Below are 17,399 nucleotides of genomic sequence, written 5' to 3'. Positions count from 1 at the left end.
CTAGTGGTTCATCACAGTGATTTTGACGTTTTGATACCGAGCCATCCGAGGATAGGCAACTTTTCGGGTGGCAAGAGGATCTCGATGCTTCGAGCGACGCCGGGCTGGCGACGAATGAACCCGTTGCGTTCGAGGGTGAGGATCATCTGGTGGACTGACGGCGGGCTGACGCGGAAATGCCGCTGGATGTCGGCCTCGGCGGGCGGCTGTCCGAACATGTACGAGTAGGTATGGATGAAAGCGAGATAGTGTCCCTGCTTCTCGGTGAAGTGCGCGCCTGATTTTTGACTCATAGCTGGATTCGTCCCGGCCTCCGACAAGGAGGCGAAGCATGAATGTACGTTATCGGGTCGAATTGAGCCAAGCCGAGCGGGACGAACTGACGGCAATGCTCGGCGGCGGCACGCATTCCGCCCGCAAACTCAAACGGGCTCAGATTGTGCTGGCGGCCGATTCAGGCAGCTGCGACGCGGAGATTGCCCGAACCGTCCGGGTCAGCCTTTCCACCGTCGGCCGGACCAAACGCCGTTTCGTAGAAGGCAATCTGGAGCGGGCCTTGAGTGAGGAGCCGCGTCCGGGCGCGGAACGCAAGCTGACAGGCAAGGAAGAGGCCCTGCTGGTGGCGACGGCATGCGCCAAGCCGCCCGCCGGCCGCAAACGCTGGACGCTGACATTGCTGGCCGACGCGATGGTCAAGCTCACCGATCACGCCAGCCTGTCGGGCGAGACCGTGCGCCGCCGGCTGGCCGACAACGACCTCAAGCCGTGGCGCCGGGATATGTGGTGCATTCCTCATGTCGACGGCGAATACGTCGCCCGGATGGAGGATGTGCTCGATCTCTACGCCGAGGCGCCGGATCCCGAGCGGCCCCTGGTTTGCTTCGACGAGACCCCAGTCCAGCTGATCGGCGAGGTACGCCAGCCGATCCCTGCCCAACCGGGACAGCGCGAGCGCTACGATTACGAATATCGCCGCAACGGTACCGTCAATCTCTTCGTCACCTTCGATCCGCATCGCGGCTGGCGCAATGTCAAGGTTACAGACCACCGCGCCGCGGTCGACTACGCGCACTGCATGCGCGAACTCGTCGACGTCCACTATCCCAATGCCGCCTGCATCCGTGTGGTGCAGGACAATCTGTCGATTCATACGGCCGGCGCGCTATATCAGGCATTTGCGCCTGCCGAGGCCCGTCGCATCCTGCGCCGCCTCGAGTTCCACTACACCCCGAAACACGCCAGCTGGCTCAATATGGTCGAGTGCGAGATCAGCGTGCTGCAGCGCCAGTGTCTCGGCCGTCGCATCGACGATCCCAAAAGGCTTCGAAAAGAAATCGCAGCATGGCAACGGCAGCGAAACAAGGCGCGAGACCGCATCAAATGGATGTTCACAACCGACAAAGCCCGCGCCAAACTCGGTCGCGCCTATCCAGTTGCCGCCAAAGAGTCAAAACCACTGTGATGAACCACTAGTGCCGGTCGAGGGCTACCTCGTCGATCGTTTCGGCCCGCGGATTATTGTGTTTGTGGGCGGGTGTCTTACCGGGCTCGCCTGGGTTCTCAACTCCACCGCAGATTCGCTTGCGATGTTGTACGTCGCTCAGATCATCGGCGGTCTCGGCGCGGGCGCCGTTTACGGCACTTGCATCGGCAACGCACTCAAGTGGTTTCCCGACCGCCGCGGTCTCGCGACCGGACTGACGGCCGCAGGCTTCGGCGTTGGTTCAGCTCTCACGATCATTCCCATTCAAAGGATGATTTCAACTCATGGCTACGAGACGACATTCTTCACCTTCGGCATCGGTCAGGGCTTGATCGTGGTGGTGCTGTCGTTGTTGCTGTTCGCACCGCGCCATGGACAAACTCCGGAGGCCTCGGGCAGCAGGTTCGTCCAGCAAAGTCGTATTCAATACAAACCGCTGCAGGTACTCAGAGAGCCGACGTTCTGGGTCATGTATGCGATGTTCGTGCTGATGGCGGCGGGCGGGTTGATGGCAACGGCGCAACTCAAGCCCATCGCCAAGGACTTCCATCTCGATACCGTGCCGGTCACGCTCATTGGCATCACTCTGCCTGCGCTGACATTCGCGTTGACGATCGACCGAGTTCTCAATGGACTTACACGACCGTTCTTTGGCTGGGTTTCCGATTTCCTCGGGCGAGAAAACACGATGTTCATCGCCTTCCTGCTGGAGGGCCTTGGCATCTGGGCTCTGTACGTCTATGGGCAGAACCCCCTCGGTTTTGTGCTTCTGAGCGGAGTTGTGTTCTTCGCCTGGGGTGAGATCTACAGCCTCTTTCCAACCACCTGCACCGACTGCTTTGGAGTAGAGTACGCCACAACGAATGCAGGCTTGCTCTATACGGCGAAAGGAACGGCCTCATTGCTGGTGCCGCTCGCCAACGTGCTGGTGATGGAGACCGGGGGCTGGAAAGGCGCCTTTATCATCGCCGCGCTCTTCAATGTTGTTGCCGCCCTGATGGCCGTCTTCGTGCTCAAACCAATGCGGCAGGAGTTGGTGGCGCGCAGGGGCGGAGAGCCCGCGTGGGCCGCTGGAGTGCAGCCGGAGCATAATCCGCATGCATCACGTCAATCCGGTTGATGCCGGGCGTTGCTATGCGCGGATGATCCGCGAGGAGCGGAGAAGCCGCAACTAGCTTGATGCAGATCAAGAAGAAGCCCTTGTCGTGTGCGCGGAAGTATTCTCGGGAGCTAGCTGCGTCGAAGGCGCCCACTGGCCGATCCCCGGGATTCGGCCGGTCGCCTCGTTCATGAGTTCACCCGGAGTGGCAGCCATGGTGCAGAACCTAGTAGCCGGATTAGTCGTGGTGGCTTTGATTGTCATGGGCGTGCTTGCCTATGCCCAGAAACATGAAGGGTGCTTGCATGGGCGCTCGCTCCAAACCTTCAAGTCCTGCGGATCAGTCGGCGTTGACATATAGCGCTGGTCGCAACGCTGCGGCCAGCCAGGTCCCCGGCAAATCCTGATTCGCCTACTTCCGTCCGTACCGACCGAGCCGTTCTTCAACCGAAACGGCACGGTTGTTGTAGGCAACAACCTGTGACACCATCCGAGCGCCGCGTTTTCACGACTTTCAGAAGCCCTATGCCGCGCTGGAAATATCCCTGGGAAAAGCTATCGGATCAACAACTGCTCCAGCACCGCCTCAGTAGCCTGAGGGTTACGGTCGAAGGCACCTGGCTCGAGGATTGCGTCCACACCTTGTATGAAGAGCTGGACGAACGGGGCATCCGGCTGCGGCCCCACACGTGGATCTCGAGCGAATGGTTCAGTCCGGCGAACGTGCCCGGCATCGCCATCCCATTCTATCTCGCCCATCCCCGCCTGATGAAACTCGAGAACAGGATGATGCTCGACGTCGAGGGCGGCACCTGGTCCGAGTGCATGGCTATCCTCCGTCACGAGGCAGGGCATGCCTTGCAGCACGGCTACCAGTTGCAACGTCGCAGGCGTTGGCAACAGCTGTTCGGTCCGTCTTCGAAACACTACCCGCGCTACTACCGGCCCAATCCGGCCAGCCGGCGCTATGTCCAGCATCTTCGGCTCTGGTACGCGCAGAGCCATCCAGACGAGGACTTCGCGGAAACCTTTGCCGTGTGGCTGCGGCCGCGGTCCAACTGGCGAACGCGTTATGCTGGCTGGCCGGCGCTGAAGAAGCTGGAATATGTCGACGAACTGATGGCCGAGATTGCAGGGAAGCGGCCGCTGCTCACAACGCGTGAGCGTGTCGATCCACTGCGTATACTCAACCAGACGCTTGGTGAACATTACCAGAAGAAGCAGGCATTCTATGCCTTCACGCCACCGAAGACTTACGACCGTGACCTGTCCCGGCTGTTTTCGACCGATCCACGGCATCGCCGCGCGCAAGCGGCATCATCCTTCATTAGACGGCACCGCGCCCAGATCAGGCGGTTGGTGGCGCGCTGGACCGGTGAGAACCAACTTACGCTGGATGCTGTGCTGGATGACATGATCTCCCGTTGCCGCGAGCTCGATCTGCGTGCCGTCGGCCCTGAACGGAGGCTTGTGATGGACTTCACCGTCCTGTTGACTGCCAAGACCATGCACGCGCTGTTCGGTCCGTCGCGGCGCAAATGGATCGCGCTATGAGACGCCGGCGCATCCTGGTTCTCATGCACCCGGACTTCGTGCCTCCGGACTCCACCGACGGATACACCGAGCGGCAAATCAACGAATGGAAGACGGAATACGACGTCGTAAGCACCTTGCGCGCGGCCGGCCATGACGTTCGCCCGCTCGGCGTGCAGGAGGAAATCAAGCCGGTGCGCGACGAGATCGAAGGCTTCAAGCCGCATGTGGTCTTCACGTTGCTGGAGGAATTCCACTATCAGACGACGTATGACCAGCACATCGCGAGCTACCTCGAATTGATGCAGATACCGTATACCGGGTGCGGCCCGCGCGGCCTGGTCCTGGCGCGCGGCAAAGACCTGTCGAAAACGCTGGTGCATCATCGCCGGATCGCGGTGCCGGCATTCGCGGTGTTCCCGATGCGTCGCAAAGTCAAAAGGCCCGCGCGCCTTTCGCTGCCGCTCATCGTCAAGAGCCTGAACGAGGATGGATCCCGGGGCATCTCGCAGGCGTCCATCGTCGATACGGACGAGAAGCTCGCAGAGCGGGTCGCCTTCATCCACGAGCGGATCGAAACCGCCGCGATCGCGGAGCAGTTTATCGAGGGCCGAGAGCTCTATGTCGGCGTGCTCGGCAACAATCGGCTACGAGCTCTGCCGATCTGGGAGCTGAAATTCGGTAACATGGGAGGCCGCGTTGCGCGGCGCATCGCGACCGAGAAGGCCAAGCACGATCCCAGCTATCAGGAGCGTGTCGGAATTGTAGATGGGCCTGCGGATGACCTGGCGCCGGACGTGTCCGCCCGCATTCAACGGACAGCGAAGCGCATTTACCGGACGCTGGGCCTCGACGGATACGCGCGCATCGATTTTCGCCTCTCGTCCGACGGCACGCCGTATTTCATCGAAGCCAATCCCAATCCCGAAATCGCCAAGAGCCAGGAATTCGCGACAGCGGCCCGGCATGACGGCCTCGAATATCCGGACCTGTTGCATCGCATTCTGGCTCTCGGAATCAGACGGGCAAAAGCGGGCGTGTCCGTAGGCTGAAAGGCAACGCGAGACGGGTATGCCGGAAACAGGACGGGCGATCGCGCCTTCTCAGTGGGGACGTTCGCGCATGAACGCCGCCACGACGACGCCGGAGATAAAGGTGAGGGCAGCGATGGACCCGATTGCTGCCGACAGGCCGAATTGGTCGGCAATGATGCCTGCCGATAGTGCGCCAATCGCATAGCCGAGATCGCGCCAGAAACGATAGACGCTGAGCGAGCGCGCGCGCCAGCTCGGATGTGATGCGTCGGAGACGGCGGCGATCAGGCTCGGGTACACCATGGCCGTGCCAAGCCCGAGCAGCAGACTGCCGACGAGCCACAACTCGAAATGACTCGTTGCCCCCGTCAGGAACAAGCCCGCGGCCTGCACCCACATGCCGGCGACGATCAGGCCCTTGCGGCCCCAGCGGTCGGACAGAGGACCCGTGGCGACCTGAAGGATGCCCCACGTCGCCGGATAGACGGCCTTCAATATGCCGATGCGATCAACGGCGAGACCGAAGGAGGCGAAGAACAGCGGAAAGATGCCCCAGCTCATGCCGTCGTTGAGGTTGTTCACCAGCCCGGCCTGCGATGCGGCGAACAGGTTGCGATCCCCGAACGAGGTGAGGACGAAGATCTCCCGGAAACTGATTGGGGATGCCTGATGAGCATGCGCCGCGGTCTCCAGCCGGACGTGTTCGCGCGTGTCGCGGACCAGGAGGATCGAGAGCGCGGCGCCGAGGATTGCATAGGCGACACCAAGGTAGATCGGGGTTGGCCGCAGCCCGTACTCCGACGCCAGGTAGCCGGTGAGGTAGGCAGTCACGCCGACCGCAAGATATCCGGCGAACTCGTTCAGGCCCACGGCCAGGCCGCGCGACTTCGGCCCAACGAGATCGATCTTCATGATCACGGTCATCGACCAGGCAAGGCCCTGATTGATGCCGAGCAGGGCATTGGCGGCGATCACCCATTTCCAGCTTGGCGCCCAGATGATCATGAAAGGCACGGGGAGGCCGACGAGCCAGCCGAGGATCAGAACCCGCTTACGCCCCCATTTGTCGGCGAGCTGGCCGGAGATCAGGTTGGCGCACGCCTTCACGACGCCGAAGCTGACGATGAAGGAGACGACAAGCGTCGTCGAAGCGATATGGAACTCCTCGGCGCCGATCAGCGGCACGACGGTTCGCTCGATACCGACCATCCCGCCCACGAAGGCGTTGATCAGGACCAGCAGAGCGAACTGCGGCCAGTTTTCCTTTAGCCCCAGCCGGACCGAAGGGGCGCGTTGCGGGGCGGCTGCCGCATCGCTCATGGCATCATCACCGCTTCGCTCATGTCATCAGGCCGCAGCGGCCGTGACGCCTGAATTGGCGGCTCTGATCTTCGCGGCTTCCGGCGGGGCCGGCGGAATCTCGGCGACCATGAACCGAACAAACTCGGCTTCGTCCTCGATCGCGAAGGCCTGATTGTGCCGCTTCTCGAAGCCGATGGTCGACCATGGTTTGCCGCTCAGCCGACGACCGCAGACCGAGCCCGCATAGGCGCCGGGCATGACCTCGACATAGTCCGGCAGGCCTTTCAGCCTGCTCACGCTGCGAAACAGTTGCTTTGCACCGTCTTCGGCGCTGACCGCGAGTTCGGTACGACCGAGATCGCCAACCATCAGTGTGTGACCGGTCAGGACGAACCAGAGTTCGTCGGTGCGCGTCCGGTCTGTCACGAGAATGCAGATGTGCTCGGGCGTGTGACCCGGCGTGTGCAGAACCGTTGCCGTGACGTTGCCGAGCGGAAGGACTTCGCCGTCGGCCACAGCTTTGAACGGAAACGACACGCCCGCGGTCGACGAGAGCACGTAGGCCGCTCCTGCCGCGTCGGCGAGAGCCCGGCCTGCCGAAAGGTGGTCGGCATGGACATGCGTATCGATGACAAAGTGAATGCGCATGCCGGCATTGTCGGCGGCCTGGAGGTAGGGCTGGATATCGCCGACGGGATCTACGACCGCGCCGGCTGCCTTGCCGCCGCAGCCGAAGAGGTAGGAGATGCCGACGGGATCGCTGTGCAAGAACTGACGAAGGATCATGGACTTGCACTCCTCTCTAAGAGCGGCTAGACAACACTCAATCGATCTGCTGAATGATATATTCAGGACCTGCCGTGTCAAGCACCGGACCGAAGCACGCGATCTATGAGGGCCTCGCCGAAGTGGCGCAGGCATTGGGCCATCCGCACCGGCTTGAGCTGCTGGAGCACCTTGCCCAGGGGGTGCGCAGTGTCGAGGAGCTATCGGCGCGTGCTCATCTGAGTTTCGCCAACACCTCCCGCCATCTGCAGATCCTCAGGCGCGCGCGCCTGGTCGAGACCGCGCGGCGCGGCAAACATGTTCTCTATCGTCTGGCCGGCGATGCCGAGGTGGTCATGCTGATCAAGGCCCTGGGGCGCGTCGGCGAGCGGAATATCGCCGAGATCGACCGCATCGTGACCGACTACTTCCACGCCCGCGATGCGCTCGAACCTGTCTTGCGGGACGATCTGGTCGCAAGATTGCACGACGATCTGGTCACGGTGCTCGATGTGCGCCCGGAAGACGAATTCGCTCTTGGCCATCTGCCGGGCGCGCTCAACATCCCGCTTGCCGAGCTGGAACGACGCCTGAGCGAACTTCCGAGGAGCCGGGAAGTGGTTGCCTATTGCCGCGGCCCCTATTGCGTCCTTTCATTCGAAGCGGTCGCAGCGCTCCGGGCGCGAGGCTATCGCGTCCGCCGGCTCGAGGACGGCTACCCCGAATGGAAAGCCGCCGGCCTGCCGGTCGAGTCCGTCGCTTGAGACGAGCGGATCGGGTGAAGCAGGGATGACAAGCCTCATCGCGCAGAAGTCGCTTGTCCGATTGTTGGAGCCGAGGGCCCACAAGGCGCCCTCGGTGTTCCGGCCCGAAGCTCTGTTGAACTGATGAAACTGGAATCAACCCTCACGTGCCCGGCTTGTGGTCATCAGGAAACCGAGACCATGCCAACGGATGCCTGCTTGTTCTTTTACGACTGCAGGGGCTGTGGTCTCCGGCTCAAGCCCAAGCCGGGCGACTGCTGCGTCTTCTGTTCCTACGGGACCGTTCCGTGCCCTCCGATTCAAACGAAGGGGGCTTGCTGTTCGTAGCGCACACGAGCTTTCAGGCCAACGACGATCCTGCGCTGAAGCTCGTGATCGACACGCCGGTCCAGGGTGGCATAACCGAGCGGTCGTGGGCATTCGCCTGCGAGCGATGGAATTGCGGACACGGTCTGGCCGCACGTCTGCAGACGTTATGCCACCGGCTCCCTGGCGGAATCCGAACGGTTTCGGTCATCCGGGGCCAGCGGCGGCGCCGGTCTCCCGGGAGCGTTCTCCAGTGGAGCTGCGTCTTTTCCTGAGCTGAACTCGACCGGAGCGTGTCCGGCGTCGCGACAGGCGACGATCCAGATCAGGAAACCCGCAAGCGCCAGCGCGGCGCCGACGGGACCGGTGGAGGTCCAGCCCAGCCCTTCGCGAATGGCAACGCCGCCCAGGAAAGGGCCGAGCGCATTGGCCGTGTTGAAGGCCGAATGATTCAGTGCGGCAGCGAGTGCCTGCGCGTCGCCCGCCACATCCATCAGCCGCGTCTGCAGGACCGCTCCGAGCGAGACGCCGGCACCGATCGCGAAGACGTCTGCCGCGAGCAGCCAGGAATTGCCGGCGGCGAGCGGAAACACCAGTAGCGCGCCCGCTGAAAACAGGAGGATGCTGCCCGCCGTCGGCATCAGTGCGCGGTCCGCGAAGCGCGGCACGAACAGATTGCCGAGCGTGGCTCCGATCCCGAACACGGCCAGAAAGAACGGAATGACCGCGGGGCTGACCTTGGTGACCTCGATCAATGTCGTCGCGAGATAGGTGTAGACGGCGAACATGCCGCCAAAGCCGATGGCGCCGATTGCCAGCGTGATCCAGACGTGGCCGCTCTTCAAGGCGCCGAGCTCTCGCAGCGGATCCGACCGGCCGGCCTGGTCGCGCGGCGCGAACAGGGCGCAAAGCAGGACCGTGAGCAACGCCAGCAACGACACAAGTCCGAAGCTCGCGCGCCAGCCGGCCGCTTGGCCAATCAGATTGGCGAGCGGCACACCGACGATCGTGGCAGAGGTCAGGCCGAGCATCAGGCGGCCGACCGCCTGTGAGCGGCGATCGTAGGGAACGAGCGAGGCCGCGACCAGTGCGGCGATGCCGAAATAAGCGCCGTGCGGCAATCCCGAGAGAAAGCGGGCCGCGATCATCCAGCCATAGCCTGGTGCAAGCGCGGTGAACGCATTGCCGAGCGCAAACACGGCCATCAGGACCAGCAACTGCGTGCGGCGGGCGAAGCGTGCGCCGAGAACCGCGATCAGGGGCGCGCCCAGTACGACGCCGAGAGCATAGGCACTGATCGCGTGTCCCGCGGTCGGCTCGTCGATCCCGAGGTCGGCGGCGAAAAACGGCAGCAAGCTCATCGATGCGAATTCGGTGGTTCCGATCGCAAAGCCGCCCATCGCGAGCGAGAAGAGGACGATGGCGAGGTGAGGGGGCGCGGAGGCGCGGGGCGAGGTCGCTTGAGGCGAGGTCGTCATGAGTCCTGCATTGGTGGCGTCAACGGGAACCAGCCCAACGAACGTCGCCACCCCTGCAAGATTTATCCGTCGTACTTAAACCGGGATCAGTCTACGTCAACACCGGAGCTCCAGCACAAGGCAGGCCGCATATCAGCGTCCCGATTTGTGTGTGGCCATTCCCGCGCGAGCGCCCAAAACGTTGATGATGATGCAACTAATAGGCTTGCCTTGATCGGCGAGGGGCCGTCGGAGCCCTCGGCGGAAAATACGGATTCTCGACGCACGTCGCGGAGCGGCCGACGGCGAGATATCTGCATTGTTGCAGCGAGGTGTAACGGCAGTCGAGATAGCCTACGGGGCCGTAGATCTGCATGCAGACGGGATAGCGGGGATCATAGGTCTGGGCGAGCGCATGCCCGCTCGCGAGGAGCGTGCCGATCGCGGCGAGCGCAAGGCGAGCGCGGCGCCTCTCAGCGCGGCCAGGAGTAGCCGGGTGCGAGAACGCGCGGACGATTTGGATAGGCGTAGGGATCATCCGACTGTCCCGCGAAATAGGGATTCGCAATGCAGGTGAGGGCGCGGCCGGAGGCGCTCGCCTGGCACCGCGCGTAACTGTCGAAGCGGCAATTGCTGAGTCCCGGCCATTCATCACCTGTCAGACAGAAGGGATGATTCACGCCATAAGCGCGTGCAGGCGCAATTGTGGCGAATGCGAGCGCAAATGTGGCGACAATAGGGAGAGTGGCGAGTCCGCGCATCACGATTCTCCGATCACGTCCCTGTGCAATTATCACTGTTCCGTGCGCATGTTCTGCTCATGTCGTGTCGTCGACATTGGAATTCACGAAAACCCTTGTTTCAAAGGGTCTCCAGCGCGCTCTGCTCAATGTTCATTAATGAACCAAGGCCCTTTGGACCTGACTGTTGCGTCACGGCTACAGCAATTCAGTCGATCGCTGCTAAGAGGTGCGCATGGCCAGGGGCCTACACTGAAGAAACTGGAACGGGAATCAAATGAAGAAGAATTTGTTGCTTGCTGCCGTGAGCCTCGTCGCGCTCAGCGCGGCTGCGCCGGCGGTGGCTGCCGATCTCGCGGCGCGTCCGTACACCAAGGCGCCGCCCGCGATGGTCGCTGCGATCTACGACTGGAGCGGCTTCTACATCGGTATCAACGGCGGCGGCGGCTCGTCGCACGCGACCTGGGATCTGGTCAATTTCGGCCGTGAAGGTTCGCACGATGCGACCGGCGGCACGGTCGGTGGCCAGATCGGCTACCGCTGGCAGTCGGCGCAGTGGGTGTTCGGTGTGGAAGGCCAGGGCAACTGGGCCGACTTCTCCGGCAGCAACACCAGCGCGCTCACCGGCTTCAACAATCGCACCAAGATCGATTCGTTCGGTCTGATCACCGGTCAGGTCGGCTACGCCTGGAACAACGTGCTCGTCTACGTCAAGGGCGGTGCGGCTGTGGTCGGCGCCAAGTACGACGTCCGCACCGTGGGCGGCGCGTTCGTTGCTTCGAATGAGGACACCCGCTGGGGCGGTACGGTCGGCGTCGGCCTCGAATACGGCTTCGCTCCGAACTGGTCGATTGGCGCTGAGTACAACCACATCTTCCTGGGTGGTCACGACCAGAACCTGACCAACGGCAACGTGCTGGTTCAGACCGACCACATCAAGCAGGGCGTCGACATGGGCCTCGTCCGCCTGAACTACAAGTTCGGCGGTCCGATCCTCGCCAAGTACTGAGTCTCGTACTGATCGATCGCTCCCACCGGAGCGGATCGCGAAAGCCCCGGCCTTGCGCCGGGGCTTTTTTGTTGTTTGAAGTCAGCGAGTTAACCATCCTGTTTTGCGATAGCCGAGACGGCTTGACTCCTGAGAACGAAATGAGAACAATGTTCTCCATGCGTTCTAGCGATGGAGCAAGGCCATGTTGAAGATCTTCGTGGAAGAAGCCGCCGCACTGGCGTCGATCACGCTGTTCGTCGGGATGATCGCGATCTGGGCGCAGGTGATTCCCCAGCTCTGAGCGGCGGCTTTGTAAACTCGTTGCTCAGAGCCCGAGTGAGGGGGTCCGCACGGGGGCCCTTGGGGAAAAGCGGGACGACGCGGCCGATCGGCCGCTCCGGCGTGGACTCTGGCCCCGCGAGGCACCACCATTATGACGCGAGTCGGCCGGGCGAGTGCATGATGCCTTGAGGAGCCGGCGACCGCTCCACTTTCATCTGCAAGAGGCCGTCACGCGACCATGCCGAGCGCCGGATTTGTCCACCTTCACGTTCACTCGGCCTATTCGCTGCTCAAGGGCTCGATCAAGATCGCCAAGCTGGCCGAGCTCGCCAAGAAGGACCACCAGCCGGCCCTGGCGCTCACCGACACCGACAACATGTTCGGTGCGCTGGAGTTCTCCGACAAGATGGCGGGCTCCGGCATCCAGCCGATCGTCGGCTGCGAGCTCGCCATCGATTTCGGCGACCAGGATCCGAATGCGCGCAACGCGCTTCCGCCGTCGCGCGTGGTGTTGCTGGCGGCGCAGGAGCGCGGCTATCGCAGCCTGATGCGGCTGAATTCGCGCGCCTTCCTGGAGACGCCCGACACCCATGCCTCGCACATCAAGTTCGACTGGCTCGAGGGCGAGACCGAAGGGCTGATCGCGCTCACCGGCGGCCCGGACGGGCCGATCTCGCTGGCGCTTGCCGCGGGGCAGGCCGAGGTTGCTGCCTTGCGCTGCGAACGTCTCGCCAGCTTGTTCGGCGATCGCCTCTACATCGAATTGCAGCGCCACAACATCGACAAGGAGCGGCGCGTCGAAAGCGGCTTGATCGACATCGCCTATGCGAAAGGCCTGCCGCTGGTCGCGACCAACGAGCCTTATTTCGCATCGACCGACGATTACGAAGCGCATGATGCGCTGCTGTGCATCGCCGGCGGCCGGCTGATCGCCGAGACCGATCGCGTGCAGCTCACGCCCGATCACCGATTCAAGACCCGCGCCGAGATGGCGGTGCTGTTCGCCGACATTCCGGAGGCGCTCGCCTCGACGGTGGAGATCGCCGAACGCTGCTCGTTCCGCCCGATGACGCGCAAGCCGATCCTCCCGTTCTTCACCGTCGGCGCCGCCGCAAGCTCCGATGCCGCAGCGGTCGAGGCGGCCGAGCTGAAGCGGCAGGCGGAGGAGGGACTCGCCAACCGCCTGCGCGTGCACGGCCTGTCGCAGGGCACGACGGAGGAGGACTACAACAAGCGCCTGGCGTTCGAGCTCGACGTCATCATGCGCATGAAGTACGCGGGCTACTTCCTGATCGTGTCCGATTTCATCAAATGGGCGAAGTCGCAGGGAATCCCGGTCGGGCCGGGCCGTGGCTCCGGCGCAGGCTCGCTGGTTGCGTGGGCGCTGACCATCACCGACCTCGATCCGATCAAGTTCGGCCTGCTGTTCGAGCGCTTCCTCAATCCGGAACGCGTCTCGATGCCGGACTTCGACATCGACTTCTGCCAGGATCGCCGCGGCGAGGTGATCCAGTACGTACAGCAGCGCTATGGCCGCGACCAGGTTGCCCAGATCATCACCTTCGGAACGCTGCAGGCGCGCGGCGTGCTGCGCGACGTCGGCCGCGTGCTGCAGATGCCCTATGGCCAGGTTGACAAGCTGACGAAGCTGGTGCCGCAGAATCCGGCCGCGCCGGTGACGCTGGCCGCCGCGATCGAAAGCGAGCCGAAGCTGCAGGCGTTCCGCGATGAAGACCCGGTGGTGGCGCGCGCGTTCGATATCGCGCAGCGCCTCGAAGGCCTGACGCGTCATGCCTCGACGCACGCGGCCGGCATCGTGATCGGCGATCGCCCCTTGAGCGAACTCGTGCCGATGTACCGCGATCCCAAGTCGGACATGCCGGTGACCCAGTTCAACATGAAATGGGTCGAACCGGCGGGCCTTGTGAAATTCGACTTCCTGGGCCTCAAGACGCTGACCGTGCTCGACGTCGCGGTGAAGCTGCTCAAGCCGCGCGACATCCATGTCGATCTTGCGACGCTGCCGATCGACGACGCCGAAAGCTACCAGATGCTGGCGCGCGGCGACGTGGTCGGCGTGTTCCAGGTTGAAAGTCAGGGCATGCGGCGCGCGCTGATCGACATGCGCCCCGACCGATTCGAGGACATCATCGCGCTGGTCGCGCTGTATCGCCCGGGCCCGATGGCGAACATTCCGACCTATTGCGCGCGCAAGCACGGCGACGAGGAGCCGGAATATCTGCACCCCGTGCTGGAGCCGATCCTGAAGGAGACGTTCGGCGTCATCATCTACCAGGAACAGGTGATGCAGATCGCGCAGGTGATGTCGGGCTACTCGCTCGGCGACGCCGACCTCCTGCGCCGCGCCATGGGCAAGAAGATCCGCGCCGAGATGGACAAGCAGCGCGACATCTTCGTCGCCGGCGCAGTGAAGAACGGCGTGCCGAAGGGGCAGGCCGAGACCATCTTCGAGCTGCTGGCGAAATTCGCCGACTACGGCTTCAACAAGAGCCACGCGGCCGCCTACGCGCTGGTGTCCTACCACACCGCCTACATGAAGGCGCATTACCCGGTGGAGTTCATCGCGGCGTCGATGACGCTCGATCTCAACAACACGGACAAGCTCTCGGAATTCCGCACCGAGGCGCAGCGCCTCGGCATCAAGGTCGAGCCGCCGAACATCAACCGCTCCGGCGCGACCTTCGACGTCGGCGAGAAGACGATCTACTACGCGCTTGCCGCGCTGAAGGGCGTCGGCATCCAGGCCATCGATCAGATCATCGAGGAGCGGACCAAGCGGGGACTGTTCACCTCGCTCGCCGACTTCGCCGCGCGCGTCAATCCGCGCGCGATCAACAAGCGCATCATCGAAAGTCTCGCCGCTGCCGGCGCGTTCGACACGCTGGAGCCCAACCGCGCCCGCGTCTTTGCCGGCGCGGACTCGATCCTGGCCGCGTGCCAGCGCGCGCATGAGGCCGAGACCATCGGCCAGAACGACATGTTCGGCATGTCAGCGGATGCGCCCACCATCATGCTGCCGCAGATCGAGGCCTGGCTGCCGGCCGAGCGGCTGCGCCGCGAATACGACGCGGTCGGCTTCTTCCTGTCGGGCCATCCGCTCGACGACTACGCGACCGTGCTGAAGCGCCTGCGCGTGCAGAGCTGGGCGGAGTTCTCGCGTGCGGTGAAGACCGGCGCGACCGCCGGCAAGGTCGCGGCCACCGTGGTCTCGCGGATGGAGCGGCGCACCAAGACCGGCAACAAGATGGGCATCATGGGCCTGTCGGATCCGACCGGCCATTTCGAGGCGGTGCTGTTCTCCGAAGGCCTCGCGCAATATCGCGACGTGCTGGAGCCGGGCGCCGCCGTACTGCTCCAGCTCGGCGCCGAGCTTCAGGGCGAGGACGTCCGCGCGCGCGTACTGCATGCCGAGCCGCTGGATGATGCGGCCGCCAAGACGCAGAAGGGCCTGCGCATCTTCCTGCGCGATACCAAGCCGCTTGAATCGATCGCCAAACGTCTCGCCGGACCCGAGGTGGCTGCCGCGAACGGCGGAGCGCCAAAGGTCGGCAGTCCCGGCATCGCGCCGCGCTCCAACGGTGACGGCGAGGTGTCGCTGGTGATGATGCTCGACCTCGAGACCGAGGTGGAGATGAAGCTGCCCGGCCGCTTCAAGGTCTCGCCGCAGATCGCCGGCGCGATCAAGGCGGTCGCCGGCGTCGTCGACGTGCAGCAGCTCTAGCTGCGGGTCGCGACCGCGTGCGGCGCGGTTCGGCCCGTGCGACGGGTACGGGGGCGATGTTGTGGTTGCGTCACTCATCGCGGCTATGATCGCGGCGATGCAGCTCGTTCGTGCGGACATTTTGAGTCTCCGGGAGGAAACGAGACATGTGCGACAAATGCTCTGAATCCCTGCAGGACAAGATCGCGCCGTCGCGGCGGTCCGCGATGCTGTTGGGCGGTTCCGCCCTGGGCCTCGCTTTCGCCGGCGCGGGCTTCGCCAAGGAAACCAAGACGCCGCCCAAGCCGCAGAACGTGCTGTCGCCGGATGGCGCGCTGAAGCGGCTGATGGAGGGCAACGCGCGCTACGTCGACGGCGTGTCGCGGCGCCACGACTTCAAGCACGAGCGCGAGGCGCTGGTCGGAGGCCAGAATCCGTTCGCTGCCGTGTTGAGCTGCGCCGACTCGCGCATCGCACCGGAATATGCCTTCGACACCGGCCGCGGCGATTTGTTCGTCTGCCGCGTCGCCGGAAATTTCGCCGGCGACGAGACCGTCGCCAGCCTGGAATATGCGGTGGCCGTGCTCGGCGCGCCGCTGATCCTCGTGCTGGGCCACGACAGTTGCGGTGCCGTCGATGCCACGCTGAAGGCGCTCAAGGACGGCAAGCAGCCGCCGGGACACATTCCCTCGCTGGTCGATGCGATCGCGCCCGCCGCCAAGGCGGCGATGCAGCAGGGCGGGGAGGTGCTCGACAAGGCGATTCGGCAGAACGTGATCGACAACGTCGCGAAGCTGAAATCGGCCGCGCCGATCCTCAATGCCGCCGTGGAACAAGGCAAGCTGAAGGTTGTGGGCGGCATCTACCGCCTCACGACGGGAACAGTCGATCTGATCGCGCAGGGCTGAGCGACCTGGTCGGACGATCTGGCCGCGCGCCGTCCTCGCGTTCGCGAAATTGACGCGGACCTGACGCGGGCCTGACAATGAGGCGCGGCCATGCCGCCGCCTCAATCCGGGCCTTTCGTTCAACTGCCGTTCAGGCTGCGGCGCGCCTGATGCGCGGCAGCAAACTCAACAACAATAGCGGGCAAGCAAGCCATGCGTGGGACACACAAGGCCTTCATCTGTTTCCTCCTGCCAATTCTTTTCGTTGCGGCGAGCGGGCTCGTTGATCCGGCCCGGGCGCAGCAGCCGGAAAAGCGCATCGCGCTCGTGGTGGGCAATGGCGCCTACGCCAAGTCGCCGCTGGCGACGACAGCGAACGATGCCGGCCTGATCGCGCAAACGCTGCAGGCGGCGGGGTTCGACGTCGTCGGCGCCCGCGACCTCGACGGCGACACGCTGCGCAAGAGTTTCCGCGATTTCATCCAGAAGGCGCAGGCTTCAGGGCCGGGCACGGTCGCGATGGTCTATCTTGCCGGCTATGGCGTGCAGCTTGCCGGCGAGAACTATTTCATCCCGGTCGATTCCAACATTGCGCGTGACACCGACATTCCGACCGAGGCGCTGCGCATCAGCGACTATGTCCGCCAGCTCGCCGCCATTCCGCTCAAGGCGAACATCGTGGTGCTCGACGCGGCGCGGGCGCAGCCCTTCATCGAGGGCGGCCAGCCGATCGCGAGCGGCCTGGCGCTGGTCGAGCCCGAGGCGAACATGCTGATCGCGTTCAACGCGGCGCCCGGCACCGTGGCGCCCGAGGAACCCGGGCCCTACGGCATCTACGCGCAGTCGCTCGCCGAAATGATCCGCACCGGCGGCCTGCCGCTGCCGGAGGTGTTCGATCGCCTCCGTTTGCGCGTCAACGAATCCAGCAAGGGCGCGCAGGTGCCGTGGGACGAGCAGAAGGTGAGCGCGCAGTTCAGCTTCTTCGTGAGCGCACCGGACGCGCCGCCGCCGCAGGCCGCGCCGGACCAGGTCGCC

At 63.8% G+C, this 17,399-nt stretch carries 15 protein-coding genes and 1 pseudogene; 10 read left to right on the top strand and 6 right to left on the bottom strand.

Translation table 11 applies throughout. The features are described 5' to 3' along the window. Positions 1 to 11 precede the first annotated feature (11 nt). Complete coding sequence (locus AXW67_RS23020; RefSeq protein WP_063675745.1) at positions 12 to 293, bottom strand: LexA family protein; 282 nt, start codon at positions 291 to 293, stop codon at positions 12 to 14. Between the two features lie 38 nt (positions 294 to 331). Here AXW67_RS23020 and AXW67_RS23015 point away from each other — a divergent pair, with 38 nt between their 5' ends. The 4 genes and pseudogenes from AXW67_RS23015 (at position 332) to AXW67_RS23000 (ending at position 5,167) form a co-directional block, all read left to right on the top strand. Then, on the top strand, positions 332 to 1,462 hold the full coding sequence (locus tag AXW67_RS23015; protein WP_063675747.1) for an IS630 family transposase: 1,131 nt from the start codon (positions 332 to 334) through the stop codon (positions 1,460 to 1,462). A gap of 7 nt (positions 1,463 to 1,469) precedes the next feature. Next, positions 1,470 to 2,603, top strand: a pseudogene (gene oxlT, locus AXW67_RS23010) (oxalate/formate MFS antiporter); the annotation flags it as partial. Between the two features lie 504 nt (positions 2,604 to 3,107). Further along, entirely contained in the window at positions 3,108 to 4,136 is a 1,029-nt protein-coding gene (locus tag AXW67_RS23005) for a putative zinc-binding metallopeptidase (RefSeq protein ID WP_063679675.1), read from the top strand. Continuing rightward, entirely contained in the window at positions 4,133 to 5,167 is a 1,035-nt protein-coding gene (locus tag AXW67_RS23000; RefSeq protein ID WP_027550666.1) for a D-alanine--D-alanine ligase family protein, read from the top strand. The genes AXW67_RS23005 and AXW67_RS23000 overlap by 4 nt, the downstream gene beginning before the upstream one ends. 51 nt (positions 5,168 to 5,218) lie before the next feature. Here AXW67_RS23000 and AXW67_RS22995 read toward each other — a convergent pair whose 3' ends face one another. Both AXW67_RS22995 and AXW67_RS22990 read right to left on the bottom strand, forming a co-directional pair. Continuing rightward, complete coding sequence (locus AXW67_RS22995; RefSeq protein ID WP_063679674.1) at positions 5,219 to 6,469, bottom strand: MFS transporter; 1,251 nt, start codon at positions 6,467 to 6,469, stop codon at positions 5,219 to 5,221. A 27-nt stretch (positions 6,470 to 6,496) separates the two neighbouring features. Further along, on the bottom strand, positions 6,497 to 7,237 hold the full coding sequence (locus AXW67_RS22990; RefSeq protein WP_063679673.1) for an MBL fold metallo-hydrolase: 741 nt from the start codon (positions 7,235 to 7,237) through the stop codon (positions 6,497 to 6,499). A 74-nt stretch (positions 7,238 to 7,311) separates the two neighbouring features. Between AXW67_RS22990 and AXW67_RS22985 the strand changes: the two genes are divergently transcribed. Beyond that, a complete protein-coding gene (locus AXW67_RS22985) occupies positions 7,312 to 7,980 on the top strand; it encodes an ArsR/SmtB family transcription factor (protein ID WP_027550669.1) in 669 nt (222 codons plus the stop codon). 123 nt (positions 7,981 to 8,103) lie between these two features. Beyond that, a complete protein-coding gene (locus AXW67_RS44235) occupies positions 8,104 to 8,307 on the top strand; it encodes a GDCCVxC domain-containing (seleno)protein (protein ID WP_082907986.1) in 204 nt (67 codons plus the stop codon). A 146-nt stretch (positions 8,308 to 8,453) separates the two neighbouring features. Here AXW67_RS44235 and AXW67_RS22980 read toward each other — a convergent pair whose 3' ends face one another. The 3 genes from AXW67_RS22980 to AXW67_RS22975 form a co-directional block, all read right to left on the bottom strand. Beyond that, positions 8,454 to 9,764 carry an MFS transporter gene (locus AXW67_RS22980; protein WP_063679672.1) on the bottom strand — a complete coding sequence of 437 codons (1,311 nt, stop codon included), beginning with the start codon at positions 9,762 to 9,764 and terminating at the stop codon, positions 8,454 to 8,456. A gap of 196 nt (positions 9,765 to 9,960) precedes the next feature. Beyond that, complete coding sequence (locus AXW67_RS40720; protein ID WP_283806465.1) at positions 9,961 to 10,260, bottom strand: DUF3551 domain-containing protein; 300 nt, start codon at positions 10,258 to 10,260, stop codon at positions 9,961 to 9,963. After that, the gene (locus AXW67_RS22975) at positions 10,217 to 10,504 is read right to left on the bottom strand and encodes a DUF3551 domain-containing protein (protein WP_063679671.1); all 288 of its coding nucleotides are present in this window, start codon (positions 10,502 to 10,504) and stop codon (positions 10,217 to 10,219) included. Before AXW67_RS22975 ends, AXW67_RS40720 begins: the two co-directional genes overlap by 44 nt. A 256-nt stretch (positions 10,505 to 10,760) precedes the next feature. Here AXW67_RS22975 and AXW67_RS22970 point away from each other — a divergent pair, with 256 nt between their 5' ends. From AXW67_RS22970 to AXW67_RS44230, 4 genes are all read left to right on the top strand, one after another. Then, the gene (locus AXW67_RS22970) at positions 10,761 to 11,492 is read left to right on the top strand and encodes an outer membrane protein (RefSeq protein ID WP_063679670.1); all 732 of its coding nucleotides are present in this window, start codon (positions 10,761 to 10,763) and stop codon (positions 11,490 to 11,492) included. Between the two features lie 502 nt (positions 11,493 to 11,994). Further along, the gene (gene dnaE, locus AXW67_RS22965; RefSeq protein WP_063679669.1) at positions 11,995 to 15,498 is read left to right on the top strand and encodes a DNA polymerase III subunit alpha; all 3,504 of its coding nucleotides are present in this window, start codon (positions 11,995 to 11,997) and stop codon (positions 15,496 to 15,498) included. A 146-nt stretch (positions 15,499 to 15,644) separates the two neighbouring features. After that, entirely contained in the window at positions 15,645 to 16,385 is a 741-nt protein-coding gene (locus tag AXW67_RS22960; RefSeq protein ID WP_063679668.1) for a carbonic anhydrase, read from the top strand. A 192-nt stretch (positions 16,386 to 16,577) separates the two neighbouring features. Further along, the coding region (locus tag AXW67_RS44230) for a caspase family protein (RefSeq protein WP_245315685.1) at positions 16,578 to 17,399 on the top strand (822 nt) is incomplete at its 3' end.

This window comes from Bradyrhizobium neotropicale, assembly GCF_001641695.1.
Classification (GTDB): Bacteria; Pseudomonadota; Alphaproteobacteria; order Rhizobiales; family Xanthobacteraceae; genus Bradyrhizobium; species Bradyrhizobium neotropicale.
The sequence above is the reverse complement of the archived record's forward strand: the minus strand, read 5'-3'. Positions and strand labels throughout refer to the sequence as shown.

What these genes read in the sequence shown, in the direction of transcription:
- dnaE (WP_063679669.1), top strand. Translation starts at nt 11,995, where the DNA reads ATGCCGAGCGCCGGATTTGTCCACCTTCACGTTCACTCGGCCTATTCG.
- AXW67_RS23000 (WP_027550666.1), top strand. Translation starts at nt 4,133, where the DNA reads ATGAGACGCCGGCGCATCCTGGTTCTCATGCACCCGGACTTCGTGCCT.
- AXW67_RS22995 (WP_063679674.1), bottom strand. Translation starts at nt 6,469, where the DNA reads ATGAGCGATGCGGCAGCCGCCCCGCAACGCGCCCCTTCGGTCCGGCTG.
- AXW67_RS22960 (WP_063679668.1), top strand. Translation starts at nt 15,645, where the DNA reads ATGTGCGACAAATGCTCTGAATCCCTGCAGGACAAGATCGCGCCGTCG.
- AXW67_RS22975 (WP_063679671.1), bottom strand. Translation starts at nt 10,504, where the DNA reads ATGCGCGGACTCGCCACTCTCCCTATTGTCGCCACATTTGCGCTCGCA.
- AXW67_RS23005 (WP_063679675.1), top strand. Translation starts at nt 3,108, where the DNA reads ATGCCGCGCTGGAAATATCCCTGGGAAAAGCTATCGGATCAACAACTG.
- AXW67_RS22990 (WP_063679673.1), bottom strand. Translation starts at nt 7,237, where the DNA reads ATGATCCTTCGTCAGTTCTTGCACAGCGATCCCGTCGGCATCTCCTAC.
- AXW67_RS22970 (WP_063679670.1), top strand. Translation starts at nt 10,761, where the DNA reads ATGAAGAAGAATTTGTTGCTTGCTGCCGTGAGCCTCGTCGCGCTCAGC.
- AXW67_RS23015 (WP_063675747.1), top strand. Translation starts at nt 332, where the DNA reads ATGAATGTACGTTATCGGGTCGAATTGAGCCAAGCCGAGCGGGACGAA.
- AXW67_RS23020 (WP_063675745.1), bottom strand. Translation starts at nt 293, where the DNA reads ATGAGTCAAAAATCAGGCGCGCACTTCACCGAGAAGCAGGGACACTAT.
- AXW67_RS22980 (WP_063679672.1), bottom strand. Translation starts at nt 9,764, where the DNA reads ATGACGACCTCGCCTCAAGCGACCTCGCCCCGCGCCTCCGCGCCCCCT.
- AXW67_RS44235 (WP_082907986.1), top strand. Translation starts at nt 8,104, where the DNA reads ATGAAACTGGAATCAACCCTCACGTGCCCGGCTTGTGGTCATCAGGAA.